Source organism: Streptomyces sp. JHA26 (assembly GCF_002005565.1).
In the GTDB taxonomy this organism is placed as follows: domain Bacteria; phylum Actinomycetota; class Actinomycetes; order Streptomycetales; family Streptomycetaceae; genus Streptomyces.
In genome coordinates, this window is sequence record NZ_BDJC01000002.1 from 127528 (window position 1) to 152791 (window position 25264).

Sequence of the window (25264 nt, forward strand, 5' to 3'; positions counted from 1 at the left end):
CCACGCCGGTCGGCGACCGGGGGACACCGGTTCGCACCGGTATGCCCGTGCGGTGGGCGACGGCTACTTCAGCCCGATCTCCGCGCAGTCCGAGGCGAACTTCGGCGTGCAGATGTCGGAGACCTTGTAGAAGCCGTCCGCCACGACGGTGTCCTTGATGTTGGCCTTCGTCAGGGCGACGACCGGGACCAGCTGCGCCGGGATGCCCTGGTTGCTGGGGCTGTCGACCCTGTCGCGGGTGAGCGCGTCGAACTGGATGTCCCGCCCCTGGAGGTACGCCACGACCATCTCCGCGGCGCTCTCGGCCTCCTGCGGGTAGGGCTTGTAGACGCTCATGTACTGCTCGCCGGCGACGATCCGCCGGACCGCCGACAGCTCCGCGTCCTGGCCGGTGATCGGCGGCAGGTCGGTGACGCCCGCCTCCTCCAGGGCGTCGATGATGCCGCCCGCCATGCCGTCGTTGGCGGAGTAGACGCCGTCGATGTTCTTCGCGCCGATCGCCTCGATCGCCTCCGCCATGTTCGCCTCGGCGTTCTCCGGCGCCCAGTCCTTGGTGTCGAAGGACTGGGCGATGGTCACCTTGCCGTTCAGCTCGGACATCGCACCGGCCTTGAACTGCTTGGCGTTCGGGTCGGTGGGCGAGCCGTTCATCATGACGATCTTGTCGGAGGTGTCCGTCTTGCCGCCGAGCGCCTCGATGAGGGAGCGCCCCTGGACCTCGCCGACCAGTTCGTTGTCGAAGGAGATGTAGGCGTCGATCGGGCCCTCGGCCAGCCGGTCGTAGGCGATGACCGGGATGCCGGCGTCCTCGGCCTTCTGCACGCTCGGCGCGATGGCGTGCGCGTCCACGGCGTCCAGGACGATGGCGTCGACCTTGGCGTCGATCATCTTCTGCATCTGCTCGGTCTGCTTGGAGGCGCTCGCCCCGGCGTTGGCGTACTCGACCTTGCCCTGCTCGCGGGTCAGGGAGGCGATCTTCTTCTCGAAGTACGGGTGGTCGAACTGCTCGTAGCGCGTGTTCGCCGTCTCCGGGAGCAGCAGCCCCACCGTGATGTCGTCGCCCTTCGACGGGCTCGCGCCGTCACTGCTCTCCGAAGCGCCCAGCGCACCACAGCCGACCAGCGAAACGGTCATCGTGGACGCCGCCACGGATATGGCGATACGACGGATGCAGGAGATCACTTCTGGTGCCTTCCGGACGCGGGGGCCGCATTGCAACCCAGGTGACTGAAAAGCCAACGCGTCGCCGCCGCCATCGTCAAGCGGAACCACTTAACGAGATGACAACACCACGCTCCGCAGCCGATGTGGAGACGGAGCGGAATCATCTCCCGGTTCCCTTTACACGCCTTCCACGCACAGGGCACGCGAAGGGGTCCGGAGGTTCGGGCGAACCTCCGGACCCCTCGCGCGGCGTCAGTCCGGCACCTGCTGCTGCCGCTTGGGCCGCCACACCACCAGCGCGCTGGTCTGCTGGACCTCCTGGTACGGCACCAGGTCACGGCGGTACGACGCGTGCACCGCCGCCTCCCGCTGCCGCATCGCCGTGGCCGCGCCCTCCAGCGCGTCCGACAGCTCCGCTATGCGCGACTGGAGCGCGGCGACCTGGTTCTCCAGTTCGATGATGCGTTTGATCCCGGCCAGGTTGATGCCCTCGTCCTGCGACAACTGCTGTACCTGGCGGAGCAGTTCGATGTCGCGGGCCGAGTAGCGCCGGCCGCGCCCGGCCGTGCGGTCGGGGGAGACCAGGCCGAGGCGGTCGTACTGGCGCAGGGTCTGCGGGTGCAGACCGGAGAGCTGGGCCGCCACCGAGATGACGTAGACCGGGGTGTCCTCGGTCAGTTCATACGGATTGCGTCGACGACCGTCCATTCCCGTCAAGCTCCCTTCGCGGCCTGGAACAGCTCCGCCCGCGGATCCTCGTCCGCGGTCACCTCGCGATACGCCTCGAGCGCGTCACGAGCCTTCCCCGTCAGGTCCTTCGGGACACTCACCTCCACGGTGACCAGGAGGTCGCCGCGGGTGCCGTCCTTGCGGACCGCGCCCTTGCCCCGGGCGCGCATGGTGCGGCCGCCCGGCGTGCCCGCCGGCAGCTTCAGCGTGACGGGCGGACCGCCCAGGGTCGGGACGCGGATCTCGCCGCCCAGCGCCGCCTCGGCGAAGGTGACCGGGACGGTGACGGTGAGGTTGTCGCCCCTGCGGCCGAAGACGGGGTGCTCCTTGACGTGGACCACCACGTACAGGTCGCCCGCCGGACCGCCCCGCTCGCCCGGCGCGCCCTTGCCGCGCAGCCGGATGCGCTGCCCGTCCGACACCCCGGCCGGGATGCGGACCTGCATCGTCCGCGAGGACTTGGCGCGTCCGGAGCCCTTGCAGACGTCGCAGGGGTTCTCCGCGATCAGACCGCGGCCCTTGCAGTCCGGGCAGGGGTCGGTCAGCGAGAAGCCGCCGCCGGAGCCCCGGGCGACCTGGCCGGTGCCGACGCAGGTCGGGCACACGCGCGGCGTGCCGTTCTTGTCGCCGGTGCCCGAACAGGCCTTGCAGGGCTGCTGGCTGGACATGCGCAGCGGGACCGTCGCGCCCTCGATCGCCTCCGTGAAGCTGAGGGTGACCTCGGACTCGACGTCCTGACCGCGCCGCGGCTGGGTCCGCGTGCCGGGGCCGGCGTGGGGACCGCCGGCACCGGTGCGGTTGAACAGGCCCCCGAAGACGTCCCCGAGACCGCCGCCGAAGCCGCCGGCCCCGCCCTGGGCGCCGCCGAAGAGGTCGCCCAGGTCGAAGTTGAAGGTGCCGCCGCCCGCGCCCGGCCCCGGGCGGAAGCCGCCGTTGCCGAACAGCGCGCGGGCGTCGTCGTACTCCTTGCGCTTCTTGGGGTCACCGAGGACGTCGTTCGCCTCGGAGATCTCCTTGAAGCGCTCCTCGGCCTTCGCGTTGCCCTTGTTGGCGTCCGGGTGGAACTCGCGGGCGAGCTTCCGGTACGCCTTCTTGATCTCGGCCTCGGTGGCGTCCTTGGGGACGCCGAGGACCTTGTAGTAGTCCTTCTCGATGAAGTCCTTGGTGCTCATCCCCGACGTCCCTCCTCTCCTGCGTACGCGTACGTCGTGACGTCAGCCCTCCTCCGGGCCACCGTTCTCCTTGTCGTCGGCCGCCTCGGCCGGCTCCTCGGCCTTGACGGTCTGCGCACCCGGCTGCGGCTCGGCCACGGCCACCCGCGCGGGGCGGATGGTGCGTTCGCCGATCCGGTACCCGGGCTGCAGGATCGCCACGCACGTCGTCTCGGTGACGTCCGGTGCGTAGGAGTGCATCAGGGCCTCGTGGATCGTCGGGTCGAAGGGCTCGCCCTCCTTGCCGAACTGCTGCAGGCCCATCTTGGCCACCACGGTCTCCAGCGACTCCGCGACGGACTTGAATCCGCCCACGAGTTCGCCGTGCTCCCGGGCGCGGCCGACGTCGTCGAGCACGGGGAGCAGCTCGGACAGGAGGTTCGCGATGGCGATCTCCTTGACCGCGATGCGGTCCCGCTCCACCCGACGGCGGTAGTTCTGGTACTCGGCCTGGAGGCGCTGGAGGTCCGCCGTGCGCTCGCCGAGCGCCGTGCGTGCCTGATCCAGCTGGGCCACCAGGCCCGCGTTCTCACTCGCGTCCCCGGCCGGGGCCGCCTCCTCCTCGGGGGCGGCCGTCGGTTCGGCGGCGTCAGGGTCTGCGCCAGAGGGGACGTCGGGCTTCTCCTCGAAGCCCGGGGTCTCCTCGGTCACGCCGCACCGTCCTTGCGCTCGTCGTCCACGATCTCGGCGTCGACGACGTCGTCGTCGGCGCCCTTGTCACCGGCACCGGGGGCCTCGCCGCCGGCGGCCTGCGCGCCCTGGGCGTCGGCGTACATGGCCTGGCCCAGCTTCTGCGAGACGGCGGCGACCTTCTCGGTGGCGGTGCGGATCTCGGCGGTGTCCTCGCCCTTGAGCTTCTCCTTCAGCTCGGCGACGGCGGCCTCGACCTCGGTCTTGACCTCACCGGGGACCTTGTCCTCGTTGTCCTTGAGGAACTTCTCGGTCTGGTAGACGAGCTGCTCGCCCTGGTTGCGGGTCTCGGCGGCCTCGCGGCGGCGGTGGTCCTCCTCCGCGTACTGCTCGGCCTCCTGGCGCATGCGGTCGACCTCGTCCTTCGGCAGCGAGGAGCCGCCGGTGACGGTCATCTTCTGCTCCTTGCCCGTGCCCAGGTCCTTCGCGGTCACGTGCATGATGCCGTTGGCGTCGATGTCGAAGGAGACCTCGATCTGCGGGACGCCGCGGGGCGCCGGCGGCAGACCGGTCAGCTCGAACATGCCCAGCTTCTTGTTGTACGCCGCGATCTCGCGCTCGCCCTGGTAGACCTGGATCTGCACGGAGGGCTGGTTGTCCTCGGCGGTGGTGAAGATCTCCGAGCGCTTGGTCGGGATCGTCGTGTTCCGCTCGATCAGCTTGGTCATGATGCCGCCCTTGGTCTCGATGCCGAGGGACAGCGGGGTGACGTCGAGCAGCAGGACGTCCTTGACCTCGCCCTTGAGGACACCGGCCTGGAGCGAGGCGCCGATGGCGACGACCTCGTCCGGGTTGACGCCCTTGTTGGCCTCCTTGCCGCCGGTCAGCTCCTTGACGAGCTCGGCGACGGCGGGCATGCGGGTGGAGCCGCCGACGAGGACGACGTGGTCGATCTCGGACAGCTGGATGCCGGCGTCCTTGATGACGTTGTGGAACGGCGTCTTGCAGCGCTCCAGCAGGTCGGCGGTCAGCTGCTGGAACTGGGCGCGCGTGAGCTTCTCGTCCAGGTGCAGCGGGCCCTCGGCGGAGGCCGTGATGTAGGGCAGGTTGATCGAGGTCTCGGTGGACGAGGACAGCTCGATCTTGGCCTTCTCTGCGGCCTCGCGGAGGCGCTGGAGGGCCATCTTGTCCTTGGACAGGTCCACGCCGTGACCGGACTGGAACTGCTTGACCAGGTAGTCGACGACGCGCTGGTCCCAGTCGTCACCACCGAGGTGGTTGTCACCGTTGGTGGCCTTCACCTCGACGACGCCGTCGCCGATCTCCAGCAGCGAGACGTCGAAGGTGCCGCCACCGAGGTCGAAGACGAGGATGATCTGCTCGTCCTTGTCGAGGCCGTACGCCAGCGCGGCGGCGGTCGGCTCGTTGACGATGCGCAGGACGTTCAGGCCCGCGATCTCGCCGGCCTCCTTGGTGGCCTGGCGCTCGGCGTCGTTGAAGTACGCCGGAACGGTGATCACCGCGTCGGTGACCTTCTCGCCCAGGTAGGCCTCGGCGTCCCGCTTCAGCTTCTGCAGCACGAAGGCGCTGATCTGCTGCGGGTTGAAGTCCTTGCCGTCCAGGTTGATCTTCCAGTCGGTGCCCATGTGGCGCTTGACCGACCGGATGGTCCTGTCGACGTTCGTGACCGCCTGGCGCTTGGCCACCTCGCCGACCAGCACCTCACCGTTCTTGGCGAAGGCGACGACGGACGGCGTGGTCCTGGCGCCCTCGGCGTTGGTGATGACGGTGGGCTCGCCGCCCTCCAGAACGCTGACGACGGAGTTAGTCGTGCCCAGGTCGATGCCGACCGCACGTGCCATGGTGATTTCCTCCAGCTGACTTGAGTGGAACAGGCTCAAGTGTGCATGACGCGCACTGCTGGGTCAACAGACATGAGTCGAGTGGGCTCAACTCTTATCCGTTCCTTATACGCAAGGACGCGCTGACCTGCGCTTCCTGCGGACCGGTGGCCTGACGAACCGGAAAATCCGTCCCTCGAAGGGGGGAGTGCACGCCGGTGCCGGGACGCGAGGCGGGGACCCGGCGCGACCCCCGGGCGGCGGTGCCCGGGCCGGTCCACCGCGGCTCGTACACCCGCACCCGCAGCAGTCCCAGCACCGTGGTGGCCGAGGCGCCCGCCACCCCCAGCACGGCCGCCTCCCCCACCCGGCCGACGTGCACGAGCACGCCCACGAGCACCCCGCCGCACGCGCCCGCACCGAGCAGCACGACCACTCCCTGGGGGGTCAGCCCCAGCCGCCGCAGCCGGTGGGCGAGGTGGTCGGGACCGCCGCGCAGCGGGGACCGGCCGGCCAGCCGGCGCGACAGCAGGACGAGGACGGCGTCGACGCCCACCAGCGCGGTCAGCGCGAACAGCACCCCCGCGCCGGTACCGGGTGCCCGCCCCGCCCGGGTGAACACCGCGGCCCCGGCGAGCAGGAAGCCGGCGAAGAGCGCCCCGGAGGCCCCGAGCGCGATCCGGGCGGGGGGCCAGTTGTGCAGCAGGAACCCGGCCAGCGCGGCGGCCAGCGCGCTCAGCAGCACCGCGAGCCCGTCCATCAGCTCCGCCGCCGCGCAGACGCCGACGCCGAAGGCGGTCACGACACCCACCGCGCCGGCCAGCCCGTCGGCGTGGTCGAGCCCCCGGAAGGCCGTGGCGACCAGCGCGATCCAGACCGCCGCCAGCGCACCGGCCAGCGGCCCGGTCCCGTCGTACGGCACCACGCACGCCGCCGCGAGCGCCGTGCCGGCCAGCAGCCACCGCCGCCGCAGCCGCCAGAGGTCGGCGGCGAGGCCCAGCGCCCCGACGGCGCAGCCGGCGACGAGCAGCCGGACCACTCCCGTGCCGAGCGGGACGGCGCCCGTCCACTGGCAGGCGCCCGCGACCGCCCCGGTGCCGAGGACGACGGCCACGCCGCCGAGCAGGGGCACCGGGCGCGGACGGCGCCGGTCGACGAGGGCCAGACGCAGGGCGGACGCCCTCAGCAGGGCGGTGAGCAGGGCGGCGAGGAGGAAGGAGACGGTGGCGGCAGTGATCCCGTAGAGCACGGACCTAAAATAGGCCGAATATCACGATGTGCGATGAATGTCCTGTCCAGACCGGCGTGGCGGCGACGGGTGACGGCTCCCGGGCGGTCAGGGTTGCCTCAGCGACGCAGATCACCGCGGCCCTGACTACAGTGCGGCTGGAGATACGGGTAGTCTCGGACAGACTGCATAAGTTACCGCTTAGTAATGTCGGGGTGGGTGACGAACCCCCTCCCGATCCCTCGCAGGCCCGAGGAGCCCCCAAATGCAACTCGCCGCGATCATCGTGTCGCTGGTCCTGATTGTGGTCGGCGTGGCCCTGTTCGCCCGCGCCATCCTCCAGATCGTCAACTACATGCGGCTCGGCCAGAGCGTGCCCGCAGGCACCCGCACCGACGCACCCGGGCAGCGCACCGTCACCGTGGCCAGGGAGTTCATCGGCCACACCCGGATGAACCGCTGGGGCGTCATCGGCGTCGCGCACTGGTTCGTGGCGGTGGGCTTCTTCTCCCTGCTGCTGACGATCGTCAACGCCGCCGGGCAGCTGTTCCAGGCCGACTGGATCCTCCCGATCATCGGCGACTGGGCGCCGTACAACGCCTTCGTCGAGTTCATCGGCACGATGACGGTGCTCGGCATCCTGGTCCTGATCGTCATCCGCCAGCTGAGCCACCCGCGGAAGCCGGGCCGCAAGTCCCGCTTCACGGGCTCCAACTTCGGACAGGCGTACTTCGTCGAGGCCGTCATCCTCATCGTCGGCGTCTGCATCTTCATGCTGCACGCGCTGGAGGGCGCCCAGCACCACGTGGACGGCTACGAGGCCTCGTTCTTCATCTCGTACCCGGTGGTGACGTGGCTGGAGGGCATGGACCTCTCCACGCTCCAGAACCTCACCTACTTCTTCGCCGGCCTGAAGATCGCGACCTCCTTCATCTGGATGATCACGGTCGCCCTGAAGACCGACATGGGCGTGGCCTGGCACCGCTTCCTCGCCTTCCCGAACATCTGGTTCAAGCGGAACGCCGACGGCTCCACCGCACTGGGCGCGCTGCTGCCCATGACGTCGGGCGGCAAGCCGATCGACTTCACCGACCCCGGCGACGACGACGTCTTCGGCGTCTCCCAGGTCGAGCAGTTCTCCTGGAAGGGCCTGCTGGACTTCTCCACCTGCACCGAGTGCGGCCGCTGCCAGTCGCAGTGCCCCGCCTGGAACACCGGAAAGCCCCTCTCCCCCAAGCTCCTGATCATGTCCCTGCGCGACCACGCGCACGCCAAGGCCCCCTACCTGCTGGCCGGCGGCGGCAAGACCATGGAGGGCGAGGAGAAGGCCTCCGCCGAGCAGCTCAAGGACGTCCCCGCCGCCGCCCTCGCCGAGGCCGAGCGCCCGCTGGTCGGCACCGCCGAGGAGAACGGCGTCATCGACCCGGACGTCCTGTGGTCCTGCACCACCTGCGGCGCCTGCGTCGAGCAGTGCCCCGTCGACATCGAGCACGTCGACCACATCGTCGACATGCGCCGCTACCAGGTCATGATCGAGTCCGCGTTCCCCTCCGAGGCGGGCACGATGCTCAAGAACCTGGAGAAGAAGGGCAACCCCTGGGGCCTGGCCAAGAAGCAGCGCCTGGAGTGGACCAAGGAGGTCGACTTCGAGGTCCCGGTCGTCGGCAAGGACATCGAGGACCTCTCCGAGGTCGAGTACCTGTACTGGGTCGGCTGCGCCGGCGCCCTCGAGGACCGCGCCAAGAAGACCACCAAGGCCTTCGCCGAGCTGCTCCACATCGCGGGCGTGAAGTTCGCGATCATGGGCGGCGACGAGAAGTGCACCGGTGACTCCGCCCGCCGCCTCGGCAACGAGCCCCTCTTCCAGGAGCTCGGCATGGAGAACGTCATGTCCCTCAACGCCGCCTTCGGCGAGGAGATGGACGACGACGGCAAGGTCACCGAGGAGTCGCGGAAACCGAAGTCGGCGAAGAAGATCGTCGCCACCTGCCCGCACTGCCTCAACACCCTCGGCAACGAGTACCCGCAGCTCGGCGGCGACTACGAGGTCATCCACCACACCCAGCTGCTCCAGCACCTCGTCGACGAGGGCAAGCTGATCCCGGTCACCCCGGTCGAGGGCATCATCACGTACCACGACCCGTGCTACCTGGGCCGCCACAACAAGATCTACACGCCGCCGCGCGAGATCATCGCCGCCGTCCCGGGCGTCCGCAACGAGGAGATGCACCGCCACAAGGAACGCGGCTTCTGCTGCGGCGCCGGCGGCGCGCGGATGTGGATGGAGGAGCGCATCGGCAAGCGCATCAACAACGAGCGCGTCGACGAGGCCCTGTCCCTCAACCCGGACATCGTCTCCACCGCCTGCCCGTTCTGCCTCGTCATGCTGACCGACTCGGTCAACGGCAAGAAGAACGACGGCCAGGCCAAGGAGTCCATCCAGGTCGTCGACGTCGCCCAGCTCCTGCTGGACTCCGTCAAGACCCCGGCCGACCCGGCCGGCGAGGCGGAGCCCGAGAGCGCACCGGAGCCCGAACCGGTGAAGTGACCGGCCCACCCGGCAGCCCAACCACGGCGGCGGCCCCCGATCCCGAGCGGGTCGGGGGCCGCCGCCGTCGGCCGGGAAAGGGGAACTCCCGGGTACCGGGGCCGTACGACCCGCCGTCCGGCCCCCTAGGGGCCGCCTCGGCCGCCCCCCGTAAGGGATGTCACAGCTCGGCCGCAAAGAACCCCCCGAAAGCCCGGCCCCCGCACGTCACTCCCCGGGACCAGGTACGTTCGAGGGCGTGGCTGGATTCAGGATCGGACGCGGCCGGGACGACGGCGCTCCACACGCGCGACCGCAACACCCCCCGTACGGACAGCAGGCGCCCCAGGGACCGTCGTACGGCGGTCCCGCGACGCCTCGGCAGCCGTACCCGCAGCAACCGTACGGAGGTGGCGCACCCGGCCCCGGCAACGGCGGCTCACCCTGGCCACAGCCACACCACGGCCCTGGCCACGGCGGCGGCCACGGGGAGCCGGAGTACTTCGGCGACGGCGGCTACGGCCAGGGCGGCCCGCACCACCCGCACGGCGCACAGGCCCCGTACGACCCGTACGCGGCCAACAACCCCGGCCACACCCAGGCGTTCTCGATCGGCGAGGACCCCTACACCCAGGGCGAGACCTACCAGGCCGGCTCGGCGGCACCGCCCCCCGGCCCGATCGGCCCGCGCCTGCACTGGAAGGCCCTGCTGAAGGGCATCGTCACCGCCCCCGACCAGACCTTCCTCCGGATGCGGGACTACACGATGTGGGGCCCCGCCCTCGTCGTCACCCTCCTCTACGGCCTGCTGGCGGTCTTCGGCTTCGACGGCGCCCGCGAGGACGCGATCAACGCGACCCTCTCGAACGCGATACCGATCGTCCTGACCACGGCCGTCGCGATGGCGCTGAGCGCCTTCGTGCTGGGTGTCGTCACCCACACCCTGGCCCGCCAGCTCGGCGGCGACGGCGCCTGGCAGCCCACGGTCGGCCTGTCCATGCTGATCATGTCGATCACGGACGCGCCCCGCCTGGTCGTCGCGATGTTCGCCGGCGGCGACGCGCCCTTCGTGCAGATCCTCGGCTGGATCACCTGGGTCGCGGCCGGCGCCCTGCTGACCCTGATGGTCGGCCGCTCCCACGACCTGCCCTGGCCGAAGGCGCTCGGCGCGTCCGCGATCCAGCTGGTCGCCCTGCTGTCGATCGTCAAGCTGGGCACGTTCTGACACCCACCACGTGGAAGGGCCCCCGGCGCCGTACGCCGGGGGCCCTTCCACGTGTCCGGACGACTCAGGCGTCCAGCACCTGCCCGTCCCGCCGCACGACGGGAGGCAGCACGCTCCACGGGAAGTTGATCCAGTCGTCGGTGCGCTTCCACACGTACTCGCACTGGACGAGCGAGTGGGACTTCTCGTAGATCACCGCGCTGCGCACCTCGGCGACCGTGTCGAGGCAGAAGTCCCGCACCAGCTTGAGCGTCTTGCCGGTGTCGGCGACGTCGTCGGTGATGAGGACCTTCTTCTCGGAGAAGTCGATGACGTTGGGCACGGGCGCGAGCATGACCGGCATCTCGAGCGTGGTGCCGACGCCGGTGTAGAACTCCACGTTCACCAGGTGGATGTTCTTGCAGTCCAGCGCGTAGGCCAGCCCGCCGGCCACGAAGACCCCGCCGCGGGCGATGGAGAGCACTATGTCCGGCTCGTACCCGTCGTCGGCGATCGTCTGGGCGAGCTCGCGGACGGCGACGCCGAACTGCTCGTAGGTCAGGTTCTCCCGTACATCACTCATGCGCGCGTCCTGCTCATACCTGGGTCCGATGGAAGTTGATGAAGGACCGGGAGGCGGTCGGCCCCCGCTGCCCCTGGTACCGCGAGCCGTACCGCTCGCTGCCGTACGGGTGGTCGGCCGGCGAGGTGAGCCGGAACATGCAGAGCTGCCCGATCTTCATCCCGGGCCACAGCTTGATCGGCAGGGTGGCGAGATTGCTGAGTTCGAGCGTCACGTGCCCGGAGAACCCGGGGTCGATGAACCCGGCGGTGGAGTGCGTGACCAGCCCGAGCCGTCCCAGCGAGCTCTTCCCCTCCAGCCGCGAGGCGAGGTCGTCGGGCAGCGAGACGACCTCGTACGTGCTGGCCAGAACGAACTCGCCCGGGTGCAGGATGAACGGCTCGTCCCCCTCCGGCTCCACGAGCCGGGTCAGGTCCGCCTGCTCGACGGAGGGGTCGATGTGCGGGTACCGGTGATTCTCGAACACCCGGAAGTAGCGGTCGAGGCGGACGTCGATGCTCGACGGCTGCACCATGGAGTCGTCGAAGGGATCGATGCGCACCCGCCCGGATTCGATCTCGGCCCGGATGTCCTTGTCTGAGAGAAGCACGCACCGAGGATACGCAAGGCGCGCGGAGCAGCGACAACCGCCGCCGCGCCGCGCGCCCGGTACTGCTGGGATCTCCGTGCCCGGAGGCCGGCTACCGCTTCTCCGACACCACCGGCACGGCGCTCCGCAGCCGCGCACACCGCGGACATCGGACGAGCCGGCCGGGGCCGAGCCGCTCGGCCTGCTGCATCGGAAACGTGGCGGCGGTGAACACGTGCCCGTCGGCACAACGGAGAACGGTGCGCTCCATCAAGTCCTTCAAGTCCCTTCCCCAAGAGCCGCGTCGGCTGGACTGCCCTGACGACGAAAGCCACATTACGGGATCAAAGAGACGACTCTCCAGGCGGCACTCCGCCCTCCCGGGTACCCCCCGGAACGCCCTTCGGAACACCCCCCACGGTACGCCCCGACTCCAGCCCCGCGCAGCCGCTTCCCCCTCCCTGAAAGACCCTCAGGCCCCACGGCGTGAGCACCGGGGGCCTGGGATGGGGTAGAGTGACCGAGCGTCCACCACCGACTCCGGTCGGCGGATTACGCGGGTGTAGTTTAATGGTAGAACATCAGCTTCCCAAGCTGAGAGCGCGAGTTCGATTCTCGTCACCCGCTCCACAGGCAAGGCCCAGGTCATCGACTTGGGCCTTCTTGGCTGTCCGGCCCGCGTGCGTGAGCCGGGCACCTCATGCCCGTCCGGTGGCCTTCAGGAGCCGGCTTCGGCCGGTGGCCCGTCGTCGTTCAGCACCGGGGCGCTGCGCACCAGACGCAGTGCCGTCGTCAGGAGGAGGCCGCCGACGATGTTGCCCAGGACCGCCCAGGCCAGCCACACCAGCCAGTCCACGTAACCGTATGCCGTCCTGCCGGTGTGCAGGCCGGCGAACGCGATCAGGGAGTCCAGGACCGAGTGCCACAGCCCGAGCCCGGCCAGGACGAACGCGGCGATGATCGATGCGGTGATCTTCCCGGTCATGGAATCCGTGCCGTGGTGCATACGGGTCATGAGCGTGATGACGCCGCCGCCCAGCACGGCCAGGCAGAAGGTGCTCAGTGCGTACCCCCCGTCGACGAAGTGCGCGCCCGCCGTGACCGCCGTGCCGTGCAGGTCGGGGAAGGCCTGCATGACGATCCAGGTGAAGACCCACCCGCCGATCAGGTTCATCACCAGGACCGTCGCCCACATCCGCGCCAGGTCGAGCCAGGTGGCCGCGCCGGCGATCACGGTGGCGACGGGCACCAGGAAGCCCTCCGTGAACAGCTCGCTGTGGCCGAGCAACAGGGCGATGAGCCCCACAGAGAAGGCCAGCCCGGCCAGCAGTTCGCTGCCGGTCTCGTGCCGCACGAACAGCAACACCATGATGCCGACCCCCACGTCGATACCACCGAGCAGCGAGGTGGCCACCAGCGACGTCCAGGTGCGGTGCAGCCGCGGCCGGCCCTCGGCCACGATTCGTTCCGCAGCCTCGGCGACCCGTCGCTCTCCGGGGCCCTGCATGATCTCGCCGTCCGGCTTCATGTGGTTCCTCCGGCCCCGCGTGACCGCGGAAGCGTGTCGTCGGCCGCGTCGCAGAAGCGTCCCGGATGAATCTTCGGCGAGGCCGCCCCCGGATTCCGTCACCCACGCCGTCCCACCCGGTCCGGTTCATGGAGGACCCCGGAAACGGGCGTGCCGTGGCCGCTGAAGCACTGTCCCCGCTCAAGGTGGCGCACGACAGCGGAACAGCGGGACACGAGGAGGAGTGCCGCGCCGCTTCCCACCCGTGGCCTCCGCCGAAAACACCCGTTCGTACCAAGCGTGCTGGCACCCGGCTCCGTGGCGGGTGAGGGTCGACGCTGGCGCTCTTCGCCGGCGCCGTCGGTTCATCCCCTGCAAAGGAGTCTGGTGCCCATGTCCGAACGCAACACTCTTATGCGAAGTCTGCACGACGTGGGGCTGGCAACGTGGTTCGGTGGTTCGCTCATGGGTGCCGTCGGCCTCAACGGCGCGGCCCGGTCCGAGGGCGGGTCGCAGACGGCCACCGCCCGGTTCTCCTCGTCCGGCTGGGCGAAGTGGACGCCGGTCAACGCCGTGGCCATCGGCATCCATCTGTTCGGCAGCGGTGGCATGCTGGCCGCGGACGCTCCCCGTGTCGCCGGCCAGCAGGGCGCGGCCGCCGCCACGCTCGCCAAGACCGTCTTTACCGGTGCGGCCCTGGCCGTCACCGCCTACTCCCGCGTCCTCGGCAAGCAGGTGGAGCTGGCCTCCTCGGACGACCCCGAGGACGTCGAGAAGGCGGCCAAACACCCCATCGACACCGACAAGGCCCAGCGCCGCCTCGTCTACGCGCAGTGGGCGGTACCGGCACTGACCGGCTGCCTGGTGGTACTCAGCGCCCTGCACGGCGAACAGCAGCGTTACGCCGGGCAGGGGCAGGGCATGTGGCAACGGGCCCGCTCGATGGCGTCACACATGCCGTCGGCCACCGACTGGCGCTTCACGCACTGAGCGAGAGGGAGCGGTGAGGTTCCCCTCCTACTGTGGAGACCGTGACCGGAGGGCTGGGGCGAGGACTACCAGAAGCAGGCCGAGTACGAGATGGGCGTCATCATCCAGATGGAGGTTCCCCGGCTACTTCCTCGTGGTCGCCGACTTCATCATGTGAGCCAAAGAGCAGGGCGTCGCCGTCGGTGGACGCTTCCTCCGGACGGGGACTACCTCGTCACCACCACGTGGCGTGCCCTGTCGGCCTGCCTGGTTCGCGACAGCGTGCAGACCGACCAAGGAGTACGGCCGGGACGGAAGGTGATCCCTAGTCAGTGCCGCCGAGCGCCATCCCGTCCTGGCCCAGGATGAGGACCTGGGGGCTCTCCTGCGACCCGTCATTCCTCGGCATCTCCATGCCGCCGTTCTCGCGCACGCGTGCTTTCTCACACGGTGCGCCCCTGGACGAGGGTGATCCACCCTCGTCCAGGGGCACGGTCCGGCAGCGGAGGCTCAGTGCGCTTCGCGGCGGGCCAGCGCCCCGTGCGAGCGGGTCACCAGCGCGGCCAGCAGGGCGGCGCCGAGGGGTACGGCGACCAGGAGGGCGGCGAGTGTCTCCCAGGGGACGACGATCGGCACGTACGGCGGGGCGTCACCGACGCCGCCCCAGCCATTGTCGAGAGCCTCCTGATAGAAGCGCGTCTGCTCGCGCTCCTCGGTGAGCCGCAGCCCGACCGCGGGCAGGACACCGGCCGCCGAGCCGAGGACCACACCCATCGCGGCGACCACACCGCACTGGAAGCCGCTGAGCATGCGGCGCACCCGGGGCGGGGCGCCGACCGCGGCGAGCGTCTTGAGATCGGCCTCCGCGTCGGCCTGGGCGAGACCGGTGGCTATGCCGGCCGCACCGATGGTGACCAGGCCGGCGAAGACGGTCAGCGCGAGCAGGACGAGCCCGTTCCCGTCGACCCAGCCCTGCTCCACGGTCAGCTCGACGTCGCTGCCGAGCTTGGCGATCTCGGCGTCGAGCCTCTGCAGCTGCTCGGAGCTGGGCATCCGGTCGGTGCTGAAGAAGGCGCCGAGGGGGACGGTGGTCAGTCCGGCGGCCTTGGCGGCGGCGGGGCTGAGCACGCTCTCCACTCCGTAGGAGTCGGGCGAGCCGGACACCTGGTAGGCGGGGAAGGACTTCAGCTCGCCCGGGACCGGCTTGTTCTGCTCGGCGGCGCGGTCGGCGGCCTCCGGGTCGGTGATCAGCTTGATGCCGACGGTGCCGTTCCTGTCGACCTGGGGCCTGTGGAAGCTGACGAGCTTTCCGTCGGCGAGGGCCTCGGCCGCACCCGGGTCGTCGATGCCGAGGACCTTCAGGAGCGGGGCGTCGGCGACGAGGAAACCCTCCTCGACGTAGATGCCGTTGCCGTCGGGCGAGAGACAGCGCCAGTCCTTGGCGAGCGCGCGCCGCTGCTCCTTGCTGTACTTCTCCGCGGGGTCGGAGCCGTCGGGGGAGGTGGCCCACAGCGGGCACTCGTTGGCCGGCGGGATGACGACGTCGAAGCGGCCACAGCCCTCTTCCTCCCCGTACGGGGCGCAGCCGGGCTTTCCGACTGCGATCCGGAACACGTCGGCGCGGACGTCGACGGGCAGCGTCCGCTGCACGGCGTCGCGGACGGCGGGGACGTCCCGGCCGCCCTCCTCGGTGACGAGCGCGGCGACGGCCCCGTGCGGCAGGCTGGCCCGGTACTCGGCCTGGCTCTGGGCGTCGCGGCTCGCGGCGTACGTCGAGACGGCGACGGTGCCCGCGACGGCGGCCAGGACGGCGGCGACAGCGGGTGCCGTACGGCCCCGGTTGCGGACGGCGTCCCGCAGGGCGAGGCGCGGCGAGAGCGGCAGCCAGCGACCGGCCCGGCCGAACAGGCCGACCAGGGCGGGCGTCATGGCGACCACACCCAGCTCGGCGATGGCCGAGCCACCCGCGACCAGGACGAACTGGTCGGAGACGACCGAGCCGTACAGGGCGATGGCCGCGCCGAGCAGGAAGGCGCCGAGGCCGATCAGCGGCAGCACGCGGTTGCTGCGGCGCACGCCGCGACGGCCGGTGAGGGAGGCCAGGACGGTCTGCCGGGAGGCGGTGACGGCCGGGATGACCGCGGAGAGCAGGCCGGTGAGGACGGCGAGCGCGGCGATGGCGAGCAGTTCCAGCGGCCTGACGGTGAAGCCACCGAACCGCTGCCCCATGTAGTCCTCGAGGAAAGGCCGGAGGGCGAAGGTCAGGACCAGGGCGAGGACGATGCCGACCAGGGCCGCCGCGACGCCGATGACCAGGCCGCCGCTCAGCACGATGGCCCGGATATGGCTGCGGGCACCGCCGTTGGCGCCGACCAGGCCGAGCTGGCGGCGGGAACGACGGGCGCCGACGGCGAAGGCGGGACCGGCGAGCAGGCAGATCTCCAGCATCGCCAAGCCGACGACCGTGCCCACGGCGGCGAGCGCGGCGGCGTCGGCGGCCCCGCTGCTCTCGTAGTTGGCCCAGCCTTCCTTCTGGTAGAGCGGCACCTCGGAGTCGGCGGGCGGGTCGAGGGCCACGGCGCGCGAGGTGACCAGGACACCCTTGGCGTTGATCGCCTGGACCGTGTTCCACGTGAAACCACCGGTCTTCTTCACCAGGTAGGTGGTGGAGACGTCGGGCTTCGGCGCTCCGGCCTTCTCGACCGCCTTGGCGTACGGCGCGAGGAAGGCCCCCGGCAGGGCGTTGACCTGCTGTGCCGTGAGGTCGCTGGGCAACTCGTACGAGCCGCTGATCACATAGGTGCGGTCGAAGCCGCGGGCGGTGAGGGTGGAGCCGACGGACAGCCCGCTGCTCTCCAGGAACCGGGTGGTCGCGGCGATCTCGTCGTTCTTCTCGGGGAAGCGGCCCTCCTGCAGCCGCATGATGCCCCGGGCGACGGGATCGGCGGCGGCCAGCTCACGGACCTCGGTCTGGAGCAGACCGTGAGTGGTGGTCAGCTTGGCGGTGCCGCTGCTGTCGGTCAGCACCGCCGAACCGGCCGGGATGGTCTTGGTGACATCGGTCGGGCCGTCGGGCCAGGCCGTGCCCGGCAAGTAGTACTCATCCCCGGCCGGGGTGTACTGCTCGCCCTCGGGGTCCTGCAGGATGGCCACGCCGCCCGTCCGGGCGTCGGAGAAGCGAGCGTCGGCGGCGCCCAGGGCGCGCTCCATCCGCTGCGCGGGGGTGAGTTCGGCGCTGCGCACGGTCAGGTCCAGGGCGCTCACGCCCAGGATCGGCAGCGCGATCATGGCGAGGACGAGGAAGCTGCGGCCCTTGGAGCGCCAGGCGTCACGGCGGGCGATGCGGATCGCGGCCCGCCAGGAGTGGAACCAGGTCGTCACCGCTGGGCCGCCCGGCCGGTCAGGAGCGAGTCGGCGTCGCTGCGTAGGGTCTGGTCGACGACGGCGCCGTCCCGCAGGAAGACGACCCGGTCGGCCCAGGCGGCGAACCGCGGCTCGTGGGTGACCATGATGCCGGCGGCTCCGGCGTCGCAGCGGGAGCGCAGCAAGGCCAGCACGGACTCGCCGGTCTCGGAGTCGAGGGCGCCGGTGGGCTCGTCGGCGAGGACGAGTCGGCGGTCGCCGACGAGGGCGCGGGCGATGGCCACGCGCTGCTGCTGGCCGCCGGACAACTCGTCGGGGAACCGGTCGGCGAGTTGGCCGAGGTCCATCTCGGCGAGGGCGGCGAGGGCCTCGGTGCGGGCCTTGCGGGCCGATATGCCGTCCAGTTCGCGGGGCAGGGCCACGTTCTCGGCGGCGGTGAGGGCCGGGATGAGGTTGTAGTCCTGGAAGACGTAGCCGATGCTGCGGCGGCGCAGGGCGGCGAGCCCCTTGATGCCGAGGGCGGTGATGTCGGTGCCCTCGACGAAGACCTGCCCGGAGGTGGGGTTGTCGAGGCCGCCGGCGATGGTGAGCAGGGTGGACTTGCCGGAGCCCGACGGGCCCATGACGGCGACGAGTTCACCGGGGTGGACGTCGAGGCCGATGCCGCGCAGGGCGTGCACCTCGGTGGCGCCGGAGCCGTGGACGCGGGTCAGGTTCCGCAGGCTCAGCACGGGTTGCCGCTGTTGTGTGGACATGGTTTCCCCTCGGGCGTACGCCGGCGAGCGGCCGGACGTCGGTGCGACGGACGGTCGTTGGCAGCGCCGTGCGTACGGTATGGGTCTGGTCGGGTGGTTCGGAGTCTTCAGGTGCCACGAGTGGGTCGGGTGGAGCCGGTGGACTCGGTCGGCCCTGTGGGTCCGGTCGTTCGGGCGCTCGGGGCCGGTCGTGAAGGTCGGACGTCACGGGCGGTGGCGTGCGGCTTCCTCCGCCCCGGCCGCCGCCCGCGCCCCCGTCCCCGCCGCTCCCGCTACCGCTCCCGGTGGGGCCGGCTCCGGCCCCGCCGCCTGGGCGGTCGACGAGAGACGGATCAGCCGGGACTCGCAGTGGTCGAGCCAGCGCGCCTCGGCCTCGGTCTGGAAGATCAGCTGCTCCAGGACGAGGAGCCAGGCGATGTCGTCCCGCTCCCGGTCCCCGTTCTTCTCCACGGCGGTGAGGGCCTGCGCCTTCAGCCGGGTGTAGTCCTGCATGGCCTTCACGGTGTGCCGGCGCTGGGACTGGATGACGTCACGGATGTCCACCCCGGGCGCCCCGACGGCCATGGCCAGCTTGATGGCCAGCTCGTCACGGGCCGGGCTGGTGCGGTCGACGGGGTGCTCGAACCAGCTGCGAAGTTCGACGCGACCGCTGTCGGTGATCGCGTAGAGCAAGTGGCCGTCCTCGTCCTCACCGTCCTGCACGACCATGCCGTCGCGTTCGAGCCGGCTGAGCGTCGTGTAGACCTGACCCACGTTGAGCGGCCAGGTGGAGCCGGTGCGGAACTCGAACTCCGTACGGAGCTGTGAGCCGTAGCGCGGGCCGCGTTCGAGGAGGGCGAGAAGCCCGTGACGGATGGACATACCGAGTATGTATACCGAGTAAGTCCGTGGTGGACAAGCGTCCTGAGGCGGACGCCGGAGGTCCGACTCAGGGGGGACCCGGGCCGTCGCGAGCCGCTCAGCGGCGGCGCATCCGCACCCCGAGGAAGCCGATGCCGAGGCCCACCAGAGCCAGCCCCACGCCAGTGTGAACACGGGAATCCGCCGGTCGGAGAGGCCGAGGGGGGCCTCGGTGCCGGTCCCGTGAGCGGCCGCCGACTGCTCCGCGGGCAGGCTCTCGGCGGCCGGGGCCGTCCGTCTTGGGTACCGCATCGCCCCCCTCGTCCGACTCCTCGGCGGACTCCTCCTCTGTTGCCGTTGCAGTACGAGCGGGCTTCACCGGGCTCGTGGAGGACGGCGAGTCGGAGGGGGCGGCCGGTCGGCCGGGCCGCGCCCGGGACCGCCCGCAGCGGGTGCAGCGGGCACCTCGTCGGCCAGCAGCGTAGAACGAAAAACGCCCGGTCCTCCCGCCCGACTGGGTCTCTTCCGCATCACCGCACAAAACTCGGACCGCCAGCTCGCAGCAGCAACGAGACCGACCGGAGGAGACCCCGATGAGCAAGCTCACGGAAGGAAAACGGCAGCGAACCGCTCGTCGTCTGGGGCGTGCCGCCCTGTTCGCCGCAGTACGCGGCGTCGCCACGGCTGCGGGCTCTGCTCTTGTCGGGTGCGGCCTGGTCTGGTGGCAGAGCCGATGAACGAATCGCGGGCCGGCGCCGGAGCGGCAGCGTGGTGGGGCGAGCCCGGTGCTCATGAGCACAGCACGCCGCTTCCACTCGGCAGGGGAAGGCGTCGAGGCGGCCGAGGCCTTCGAGCCGCCCCGGCGCGTGGGAGTCAGTACGCTGAGTGCAGCGGGATCGGGCCCGCCGCACAGTGTCCGGGAGGCGTGTCATGACTGCCGAGATGGTGGCCCCGGCGTGGATGCACCAGCAGATCACGGCCGAGGAGTACGAGTCGTGGTCCGAGGAGCAGTGCGCCGGCATCGAGATCGTGGACGGAATGGTCGTCGTGAGCCCTAGCGCCTCCAAGCGGCACAATCGGCTGGCCCGACTCCTGGCGAACGCCCTGGACGCCGCAGCCGGCCCCGACTGGAACGCCGACACGGATTTCGACGTCCGGCTTCAGGACCTCCCGCTGACCAATCGCCGCCCCGACGTCATCGTCTACCGTGCGGACACGATCGACATCACACCCACCCGGCCCGAGCACGTACTGCTCGTGGCCGAGGTGGTGTCGCCGGGCTCGGAGACCACCGACCGGATCGTGAAGGTGGACCAGTACGCCAAGGCCGGGATCGGCTTCTACTGGCGGATCGAGCAGGCCGCGACGGGCACACCGCTGGTGTATACATACCTGCTCGATCCCGCGACGAGGACGTACCGGGACGGGGACGTGTTCACCGGTGTCCTGAAGATCACCGCCCCCTTCGCAGCGGAGATCGACCTCGGCCAGATCTGAACCGGTCGCAGGGCAGTCAGAGGGGTTGCTCAGCCTGCGGTGGTGCGCCCGGCAGACTCCTGCGGATGTTCGAAAGCAGCCGAGGCTCCCTCGGGCGAGCAGAGCCCGGAGGCGTAGAGCCCACGCGGACGCCGCCGCATCTCTGGTCGGACGGCTTCACCGTGCCGTGCCCACCGCGTGCCCTTCAGAGCGGACGACTACGGTCATCAGGAGCATGTACCGAAGAAGCACACCATCTTCGTTGAACGCGTAACTGCAGGTCAGCGCGAGGGCGACCGCCCAAGCGCCCTCGCTTCCCAAGCTGAGAGCGCGAGTTCGATTCTCGTCACCCGCTCCATGTGAAACCCCCAGGTCAGTGACCCGGGGGTTTTGTTGTCCAGACCGGTGAGCGGGCGCCGCACCATCGGCTCGTCGATGGTGCGGGCGGGCAGCGCCCGCAGGAGATGCGTAGGGATTCACGGGTGAAGGCCGATGGCCGGTACAGGCCCCGCTCCTCCAGTTGCCGCAACTCGCGGCTCGCCACTGCACCATGGACACGGGGGTCCCGTGGTACGACCGAGGCAAGGCCGTCCCCGTAGAGCAATGCCTGGTGGACGACCTCCGTGGGTGGATTCACGGTCGGGTAGTGCAGCAGCAGGCCCATCAGTCCCCCGGTCATCGCTCCTGCGGTGAGGCCGACGCAGCGCGGACAGCATGGTGGAGACACGACTGCATGTGTTCTCAGCGACCGTCCCCACCCTGCCGCACAACATCCGTGCGTACCAGAGCCGCACGAGTTGCCCGAGCACCGCCACTTCCCGAGCGAAGAGCGCGAGTTCGGCTCTCGTCGTATCAGAGCGGGAGATCGTCGGGGAGTACCCGGAACGCCTTGTGGTGGCCCAAGGGGCGTACGGCCCGGAAGCCACGTCGGTCGAGGGTGAGGATCGCGTCCGTGTCGTAGTCGGCGGCGAGCGCCACGTTGACCGCGACAGCGAGGTCGAGGTCCAGCGCACGGTAGCGGACACGGACGGACTGGGCGGCGCCCAGGTGGTCCTCCGTGATCTCCGGCATGACGACGCGCCCCCGGCCCATCCAGCGCCGGAGGTCGTCGACCGCGCCGAGGGCGGCCGCCCTGCCGAACTCGCGCGTGGCGACGTGATCCAGCTCGGCCAGCAGCAACGGGGACATGACCAGGAGGCCGGCCGCCATGATCGCCTCGTTCGCCGCCCGGTGTTCCGGGTGGGCCGAGTCCAGGGCCGCCAGGAGGCCGGACGTGTCGGCGATGACGATGATCACGCGGCGGTTCCGGAATCCGGGTCGGTCTCACGGCGGACGGCGTCGGCGACCGCGTCACGGACCTCCGCCTTGGAGGGCGTGCGGCCCGTCCCCTCGAAGGTGCGCGAGAACAGCGGCTCGTCCCAGACCCTGTTCGCCATGGCCGCGAGGTGGATGTCCTGGCGGATGATCTCGGCCTCGCTCATCCCCCGGCGCTTGGCCGCCTCCTTAATGATCGCCAGGTCCTCGGGGTCGGCGTAGACGTTGGTGCGCTTCATGGACATGTACCAAGAGCAGTCCATGTACCGGATTGATGTATCCGGCGCACTTCCCCATGTCCCGGTCGACGACATACCAGTACGCGGCGTACGACACGATCTCGCACGATCGCCCCGCCAGTCGCACAACAGGACCGGGCGCGCCCCGAGGCGGGCACCGGCTGCCGTCGCGGGTCGCTCTGGTCGGTACCCCGAAAACGTGGCTGAGGCCGGTGGGGATACAGCAAGGCACACATGCGCGCCTGATCGGTCGGCGCCCCGCCATCGTGGCCGGCTGTCGTCGGCTGAGGTACGGACGGGCCATGGGGAAGCGTTCACCGCCCGCCGGTGGGCCTGCGCGATCCTCCCCGCAACCCGTACGACCTTCAGTGACCGATCCCTCCGGAACTACGGATCGGAAGGGTTTCGAACCGGCCGCCAGGGTGGAGGCCAGGGCATCTCGCGCAAGGTACCGATCTCAGCTATCCGCAGGCTCCGCCGAGCGTGCCGGTAGAACTCGACGCGGGCGGCCCGGTAGTCACTGAAAGCCTGTGCCCACGATGCCGGATCGCCGGCCAACTGCCCGCGAGCGAGCCATTCGAGATGCCAGACGCACCGGTTGAGCTTTCGCACCGCCTCAGCCGTGGCAGCGTCGGTCAGGAGACTGAGAGCCTCCACCATGGTCGCCCTCCGGCCTTCCACGGTCGCGGCCTGTTCCAGCTCCGCATCCGTCGGTTCGAGGGGCGCCGGATGGTCGGTGAGACCGCGGTGTGCGGCAAACCGCTGGTAGCGGGTGGCGCACTCCTTCACCGCATGGCCGTAATCGCTGTATGCCTGAAGAAGCTGACCGTCCCAGCGTGTCTCCTGCTGCCTCCGCCATCGACTTCGCTCGGTCAGCGCCCCCACCACGTACGACATCAGGCCACCGACCACCACGCCCAACAGCGTCGGCAGCTGGTCAACGATCCCACCCATATGCCCCCCAGCCCTGAGACGTCTGAGGCCTGCATACCCGCGTGGGGGCGACAATGGCACTCCGCGTCGGAGCGCCGCTCCCTCGGACCATTCCTGCGCCGTACGACACCGCACGTCGTGGGCCGACCCGCACCACGGCCGCACCGGATCGAGCGGGGGAATCGCGGGGAATCACGGGGCGTGGCCTTCGCCTGCCGAAGTCGCGGCAGCGGCCCAGGGAGCGGAAAGGCGCGTGTCAGACGCGCCCACGTCGCAGATGACGGGAAGCGGCAAGGCAGGAGGACAGCCAGGTCGCCTCCGAGCGGTCGATGATCAGGTCCGAAACAGTGATCATCCCGTCCACCGGGCCGTCGAGCCGGATCGAGTGGTCGTCCACGCGACGCACCTCCCAGTCCGCGTCACTGTGCCAGAGGCGAGCGGTCCTCTCGCCCCGACGCTGAGCGAACACGAGGTCCTCCCCGTGTTCGTTCCTGAAGTAGCCGACGTAGTCCTCGTCGGTGATCTCACCACCGCACAGGTCGGCCAGAAGCGGTTCGATCGCGGGCGGTGTCTCGTTCATGTGGTGGGCTCCTCGTCCGAGTCGGTGTCCTGCCGGGCCGACGACAGGGCGAGCATGCGTGCGGCTGATTCCAACAACGCCCCGTACGTGATCACTTCTATGCGGCCCTGGTGCGTGTTGTAGGTCCGCAGCGTCTCCGCGACCTCATGCGCCGTGATGCCTCCGGTCACGTACCGCGGGTGTCCGATCACGACCGTCGCCGACGCCCGGCGGGTGTCGACTCCGTGCTCGGCCAGGATGCTCGGGCGGTTCTCGTCCATGGCCCGGAGGTAGTTCTGGGCCTGGGAGACCGCGCGGTGCGCCGGGGCACCCAGCATGAGGTGACCGGAGTCCCGTATGACCAGGTTCTTGATGTTGGCGCGCTTGAGCTCCACCACGTGCAGGGAGCCGTCGCCGCGCAGGAGCGGGATGTCGAGGATGGTGTCCGGGGTGTACTGCCGGCGTGCCAGCTCGGCCACGTAGGCCCCGCCGAAGATCCATTCCTGGTTCTTCAGACACCCGTGGAGGACGCTCTCGGAGCTTTCCGGGTCGTCCACCGCGGCACTCAAGGCAGCCAGACCGGCCTGCCTTGCTCTCAGTTCGAGCAACTGGGCCAACATTCCCGCGTCGACATCGGCCAGGGCGTCGTCCAACATCAGCGCGGCCTCGGCGGAGGCGGGCCGGGGCAGGTTGCGCAGCACTGTCTCCATGTGGCCGTACTGCTGGAGTCGCCTCACGTCTCGGCCGGAGAGCTGGATGCCGCCCTCCCCCTTCCCGAGGGCCATGTGGTCGACCGACCGAGCTATGCCACGGAAGAAGTCCCGGGCGTCTGCCGCTGTCGCGTCGGGGTTCTCCCGGCACAGGACATCGAGAGCAGCGACCGCCCGGTCGGCCCCCAGGGCGGCCCACCTCCGCATGCCCTCCTCGTGGCGACGTCGGGCATCCTCGTCGTAGTAGTGCTCCAGGATCTCGAGGAACATCTCGCCGCCGGCATACGCGGCGAACCGCTGAAAGCGCTGGGCGAGGTCGAAGTCCCCGCAGAGGATCGCCTCTTGGGCCACGTCGTTCAAGGCGTCCACCAGTGGCCTGCCCTTGCCGTACTTCCCGCCGGGCCCCTCCATGACGTCCAGCACCGCGTCGATGCGGCGCCGGACAAGCGCCTCCTCCGCGAGCTCACGTGCCGCCCGGACCATGCGCCAGAGCGTGAAGCTGGACCGAAAGGTAGTCACCCCGACACCCTAGGACCGGGCACCGACAGTCACGCCTGCCGAAGTCGTCCTGCTCTCCGGCATCCGCCGTGACCTGCGCCCGGGAGGCAGCCACGGCCAACAGCACTGCTCTTGCCTCACCAGCCCCGAAGAACTCCCGCGCCCTCGCTCGGTCGTCCTCGACTCGCGGTGCTGTCGCTGTTCCTGCGCGGCGACAGCGCGATGACGGCCCGGATCGAGGCGACCCGCAGAGCGGGGTTGCCCGTCCGCGTCCCGGCGCTGACCGTCGTCGAGGCGGTACACGGCAAGACCGACATGCCGCGCCTGCACTGGTACCTCTCCCGGCTCCGGCCGTCGTCCTCACCTCGGACAGGGACGACTGGGCCGGGCTCTGCGGTGACCGCGTCGTCATCCGG

At 70.3% G+C, this 25264-nt stretch carries 21 protein-coding genes, 1 tRNA gene and 1 pseudogene; 5 read left to right on the forward strand and 18 right to left on the reverse strand.

From position 1 onward, the window contains the following. Positions 1 to 63: 63 nt before the first annotated feature. From JHAT_RS01920 to JHAT_RS01945, 6 genes are all read right to left on the reverse strand, one after another. Positions 64 to 1182, reverse strand: coding sequence for a sugar ABC transporter substrate-binding protein (locus JHAT_RS01920; RefSeq protein WP_077796243.1), 1119 nt, complete (start codon positions 1180 to 1182; stop codon positions 64 to 66). Positions 1183 to 1416: 234 nt separating this feature from the next. Further along, positions 1417 to 1872: a heat shock protein transcriptional repressor HspR gene (locus JHAT_RS01925; RefSeq protein WP_077796244.1), complete on the reverse strand. Its 456-nt coding sequence runs from the start codon at positions 1870 to 1872 to the stop codon at positions 1417 to 1419. Positions 1873 to 1877: 5 nt separating this feature from the next. Next, positions 1878 to 3065, reverse strand: coding sequence for a molecular chaperone DnaJ (gene dnaJ, locus JHAT_RS01930; protein ID WP_077796245.1), 1188 nt, complete (start codon positions 3063 to 3065; stop codon positions 1878 to 1880). A 42-nt stretch (positions 3066 to 3107) separates the two neighbouring features. Continuing rightward, the gene (grpE, locus tag JHAT_RS01935; protein WP_077796246.1) at positions 3108 to 3755 is read right to left on the reverse strand and encodes a nucleotide exchange factor GrpE; all 648 of its coding nucleotides are present in this window, start codon (positions 3753 to 3755) and stop codon (positions 3108 to 3110) included. Then, complete coding sequence (gene dnaK / locus JHAT_RS01940) at positions 3752 to 5596, reverse strand: molecular chaperone DnaK (RefSeq protein WP_077796247.1); 1845 nt, start codon at positions 5594 to 5596, stop codon at positions 3752 to 3754. The genes grpE and dnaK overlap by 4 nt, the downstream gene beginning before the upstream one ends. A gap of 94 nt (positions 5597 to 5690) precedes the next feature. Beyond that, complete coding sequence (locus JHAT_RS01945) at positions 5691 to 6824, reverse strand: MraY family glycosyltransferase (protein WP_077796248.1); 1134 nt, start codon at positions 6822 to 6824, stop codon at positions 5691 to 5693. 244 nt (positions 6825 to 7068) lie between these two features. Between JHAT_RS01945 and JHAT_RS01950 the strand changes: the two genes are divergently transcribed. Both JHAT_RS01950 and JHAT_RS01955 read left to right on the forward strand, forming a co-directional pair. After that, a complete protein-coding gene (locus JHAT_RS01950; protein WP_077796249.1) occupies positions 7069 to 9351 on the forward strand; it encodes a (Fe-S)-binding protein in 2283 nt (760 codons plus the stop codon). Between the two features lie 157 nt (positions 9352 to 9508). Next, entirely contained in the window at positions 9509 to 10555 is a 1047-nt protein-coding gene (locus JHAT_RS01955) for a Yip1 family protein (RefSeq protein WP_077796250.1), read from the forward strand. 64 nt (positions 10556 to 10619) lie between these two features. Here the strand turns inward: JHAT_RS01955 and JHAT_RS01960 are convergent, their stop codons facing one another. Both JHAT_RS01960 and dcd read right to left on the reverse strand, forming a co-directional pair. Further along, positions 10620 to 11117: a phosphoribosyltransferase gene (locus JHAT_RS01960; protein ID WP_077796251.1), complete on the reverse strand. Its 498-nt coding sequence runs from the start codon at positions 11115 to 11117 to the stop codon at positions 10620 to 10622. Positions 11118 to 11130: 13 nt separating this feature from the next. Beyond that, positions 11131 to 11706 carry a dCTP deaminase gene (gene dcd / locus JHAT_RS01965; protein ID WP_077796252.1) on the reverse strand — a complete coding sequence of 192 codons (576 nt, stop codon included), beginning with the start codon at positions 11704 to 11706 and terminating at the stop codon, positions 11131 to 11133. A 535-nt stretch (positions 11707 to 12241) separates the two neighbouring features. Between dcd and JHAT_RS01975 the strand changes: the two genes are divergently transcribed. Beyond that, positions 12242 to 12315 (forward strand) — tRNA-Gly (locus tag JHAT_RS01975). Between the two features lie 88 nt (positions 12316 to 12403). Here the strand turns inward: JHAT_RS01975 and JHAT_RS01980 are convergent. Then, entirely contained in the window at positions 12404 to 13213 is an 810-nt protein-coding gene (locus JHAT_RS01980; RefSeq protein WP_077796254.1) for a formate/nitrite transporter family protein, read from the reverse strand. 372 nt (positions 13214 to 13585) lie between these two features. Here JHAT_RS01980 and JHAT_RS01985 point away from each other — a divergent pair, with 372 nt between their 5' ends. Then, positions 13586 to 14182: a hypothetical protein gene (locus tag JHAT_RS01985; RefSeq protein WP_077796255.1), complete on the forward strand. Its 597-nt coding sequence runs from the start codon at positions 13586 to 13588 to the stop codon at positions 14180 to 14182. 313 nt (positions 14183 to 14495) lie between these two features. On the opposite strand, the pseudogene JHAT_RS35060 reads toward JHAT_RS01985, so the two are convergent. From JHAT_RS35060 to JHAT_RS02000, 4 genes and pseudogenes are all read right to left on the reverse strand, one after another. Continuing rightward, positions 14496 to 14576: pseudogene (locus JHAT_RS35060) on the reverse strand (DUF2587 domain-containing protein); the annotation flags it as partial. Between the two features lie 95 nt (positions 14577 to 14671). Continuing rightward, positions 14672 to 17542 carry an FtsX-like permease family protein gene (locus JHAT_RS01990; protein ID WP_077796256.1) on the reverse strand — a complete coding sequence of 957 codons (2871 nt, stop codon included), beginning with the start codon at positions 17540 to 17542 and terminating at the stop codon, positions 14672 to 14674. Next, positions 17539 to 18279, reverse strand: a complete 741-nt coding sequence (locus JHAT_RS01995; RefSeq protein ID WP_077796257.1) for an ABC transporter ATP-binding protein — start codon at positions 18277 to 18279, stop codon at positions 17539 to 17541. Before JHAT_RS01995 ends, JHAT_RS01990 begins: the two co-directional genes overlap by 4 nt. Before the next feature lie 204 nt (positions 18280 to 18483). Then, positions 18484 to 19140, reverse strand: a complete 657-nt coding sequence (locus JHAT_RS02000) for a PadR family transcriptional regulator (protein ID WP_077796258.1) — start codon at positions 19138 to 19140, stop codon at positions 18484 to 18486. Between the two features lie 909 nt (positions 19141 to 20049). Here JHAT_RS02000 and JHAT_RS02005 point away from each other — a divergent pair. Then, entirely contained in the window at positions 20050 to 20616 is a 567-nt protein-coding gene (locus tag JHAT_RS02005) for a Uma2 family endonuclease (RefSeq protein WP_077796259.1), read from the forward strand. Between the two features lie 831 nt (positions 20617 to 21447). On the opposite strand, the gene JHAT_RS02010 is transcribed toward JHAT_RS02005, so the two are convergent. The 5 genes from JHAT_RS02010 to JHAT_RS02030 all read right to left on the reverse strand — a co-directional run bounded on the left by JHAT_RS02010 (position 21448) and on the right by JHAT_RS02030 (position 24869). Then, on the reverse strand, positions 21448 to 21891 hold the full coding sequence (locus tag JHAT_RS02010; protein WP_077796260.1) for a PIN domain-containing protein: 444 nt from the start codon (positions 21889 to 21891) through the stop codon (positions 21448 to 21450). Further along, entirely contained in the window at positions 21888 to 22154 is a 267-nt protein-coding gene (locus tag JHAT_RS02015) for a CopG family transcriptional regulator (protein WP_077796261.1), read from the reverse strand. The genes JHAT_RS02010 and JHAT_RS02015 overlap by 4 nt, the downstream gene beginning before the upstream one ends. Before the next feature lie 381 nt (positions 22155 to 22535). Further along, a complete protein-coding gene (locus JHAT_RS02020) occupies positions 22536 to 23102 on the reverse strand; it encodes a hypothetical protein (RefSeq protein ID WP_077796262.1) in 567 nt (188 codons plus the stop codon). A 235-nt stretch (positions 23103 to 23337) separates the two neighbouring features. Further along, positions 23338 to 23661 (reverse strand): hypothetical protein, encoded by a 324-nt coding sequence (locus tag JHAT_RS02025; protein WP_077796263.1) that lies wholly within the window; start codon positions 23659 to 23661, stop codon positions 23338 to 23340. Next, positions 23658 to 24869, reverse strand: coding sequence for a Shedu anti-phage system protein SduA domain-containing protein (locus JHAT_RS02030; protein WP_107481793.1), 1212 nt, complete (start codon positions 24867 to 24869; stop codon positions 23658 to 23660). The genes JHAT_RS02025 and JHAT_RS02030 overlap by 4 nt, the downstream gene beginning before the upstream one ends. Positions 24870 to 25264: the final 395 nt, after the last annotated feature.

Excerpts from the sequence above, each read along its gene's own strand:
- JHAT_RS01925 (WP_077796244.1), bottom strand. The coding sequence starts at position 1,872 with ATGGACGGTCGTCGACGCAATCCGTATGAACTGACCGAGGACACCCCG.
- dnaJ (WP_077796245.1), bottom strand. The coding sequence starts at position 3,065 with ATGAGCACCAAGGACTTCATCGAGAAGGACTACTACAAGGTCCTCGGC.
- dnaK (WP_077796247.1), bottom strand. The coding sequence starts at position 5,596 with ATGGCACGTGCGGTCGGCATCGACCTGGGCACGACTAACTCCGTCGTC.
- JHAT_RS01950 (WP_077796249.1), top strand. The coding sequence starts at position 7,069 with ATGCAACTCGCCGCGATCATCGTGTCGCTGGTCCTGATTGTGGTCGGC.
- JHAT_RS01955 (WP_077796250.1), top strand. The coding sequence starts at position 9,509 with ATGTCACAGCTCGGCCGCAAAGAACCCCCCGAAAGCCCGGCCCCCGCA.
- JHAT_RS01960 (WP_077796251.1), bottom strand. The coding sequence starts at position 11,117 with ATGAGTGATGTACGGGAGAACCTGACCTACGAGCAGTTCGGCGTCGCC.
- JHAT_RS01980 (WP_077796254.1), bottom strand. The coding sequence starts at position 13,213 with ATGAAGCCGGACGGCGAGATCATGCAGGGCCCCGGAGAGCGACGGGTC.
- JHAT_RS01985 (WP_077796255.1), top strand. The coding sequence starts at position 13,586 with ATGTCCGAACGCAACACTCTTATGCGAAGTCTGCACGACGTGGGGCTG.
- JHAT_RS01995 (WP_077796257.1), bottom strand. The coding sequence starts at position 18,279 with ATGTCCACACAACAGCGGCAACCCGTGCTGAGCCTGCGGAACCTGACC.
- JHAT_RS02000 (WP_077796258.1), bottom strand. The coding sequence starts at position 19,140 with ATGTCCATCCGTCACGGGCTTCTCGCCCTCCTCGAACGCGGCCCGCGC.
- JHAT_RS02005 (WP_077796259.1), top strand. The coding sequence starts at position 20,050 with ATGACTGCCGAGATGGTGGCCCCGGCGTGGATGCACCAGCAGATCACG.
- JHAT_RS02015 (WP_077796261.1), bottom strand. The coding sequence starts at position 22,154 with ATGTCCATGAAGCGCACCAACGTCTACGCCGACCCCGAGGACCTGGCG.
- JHAT_RS02020 (WP_077796262.1), bottom strand. The coding sequence starts at position 23,102 with ATGGGTGGGATCGTTGACCAGCTGCCGACGCTGTTGGGCGTGGTGGTC.
- JHAT_RS02025 (WP_077796263.1), bottom strand. The coding sequence starts at position 23,661 with ATGAACGAGACACCGCCCGCGATCGAACCGCTTCTGGCCGACCTGTGC.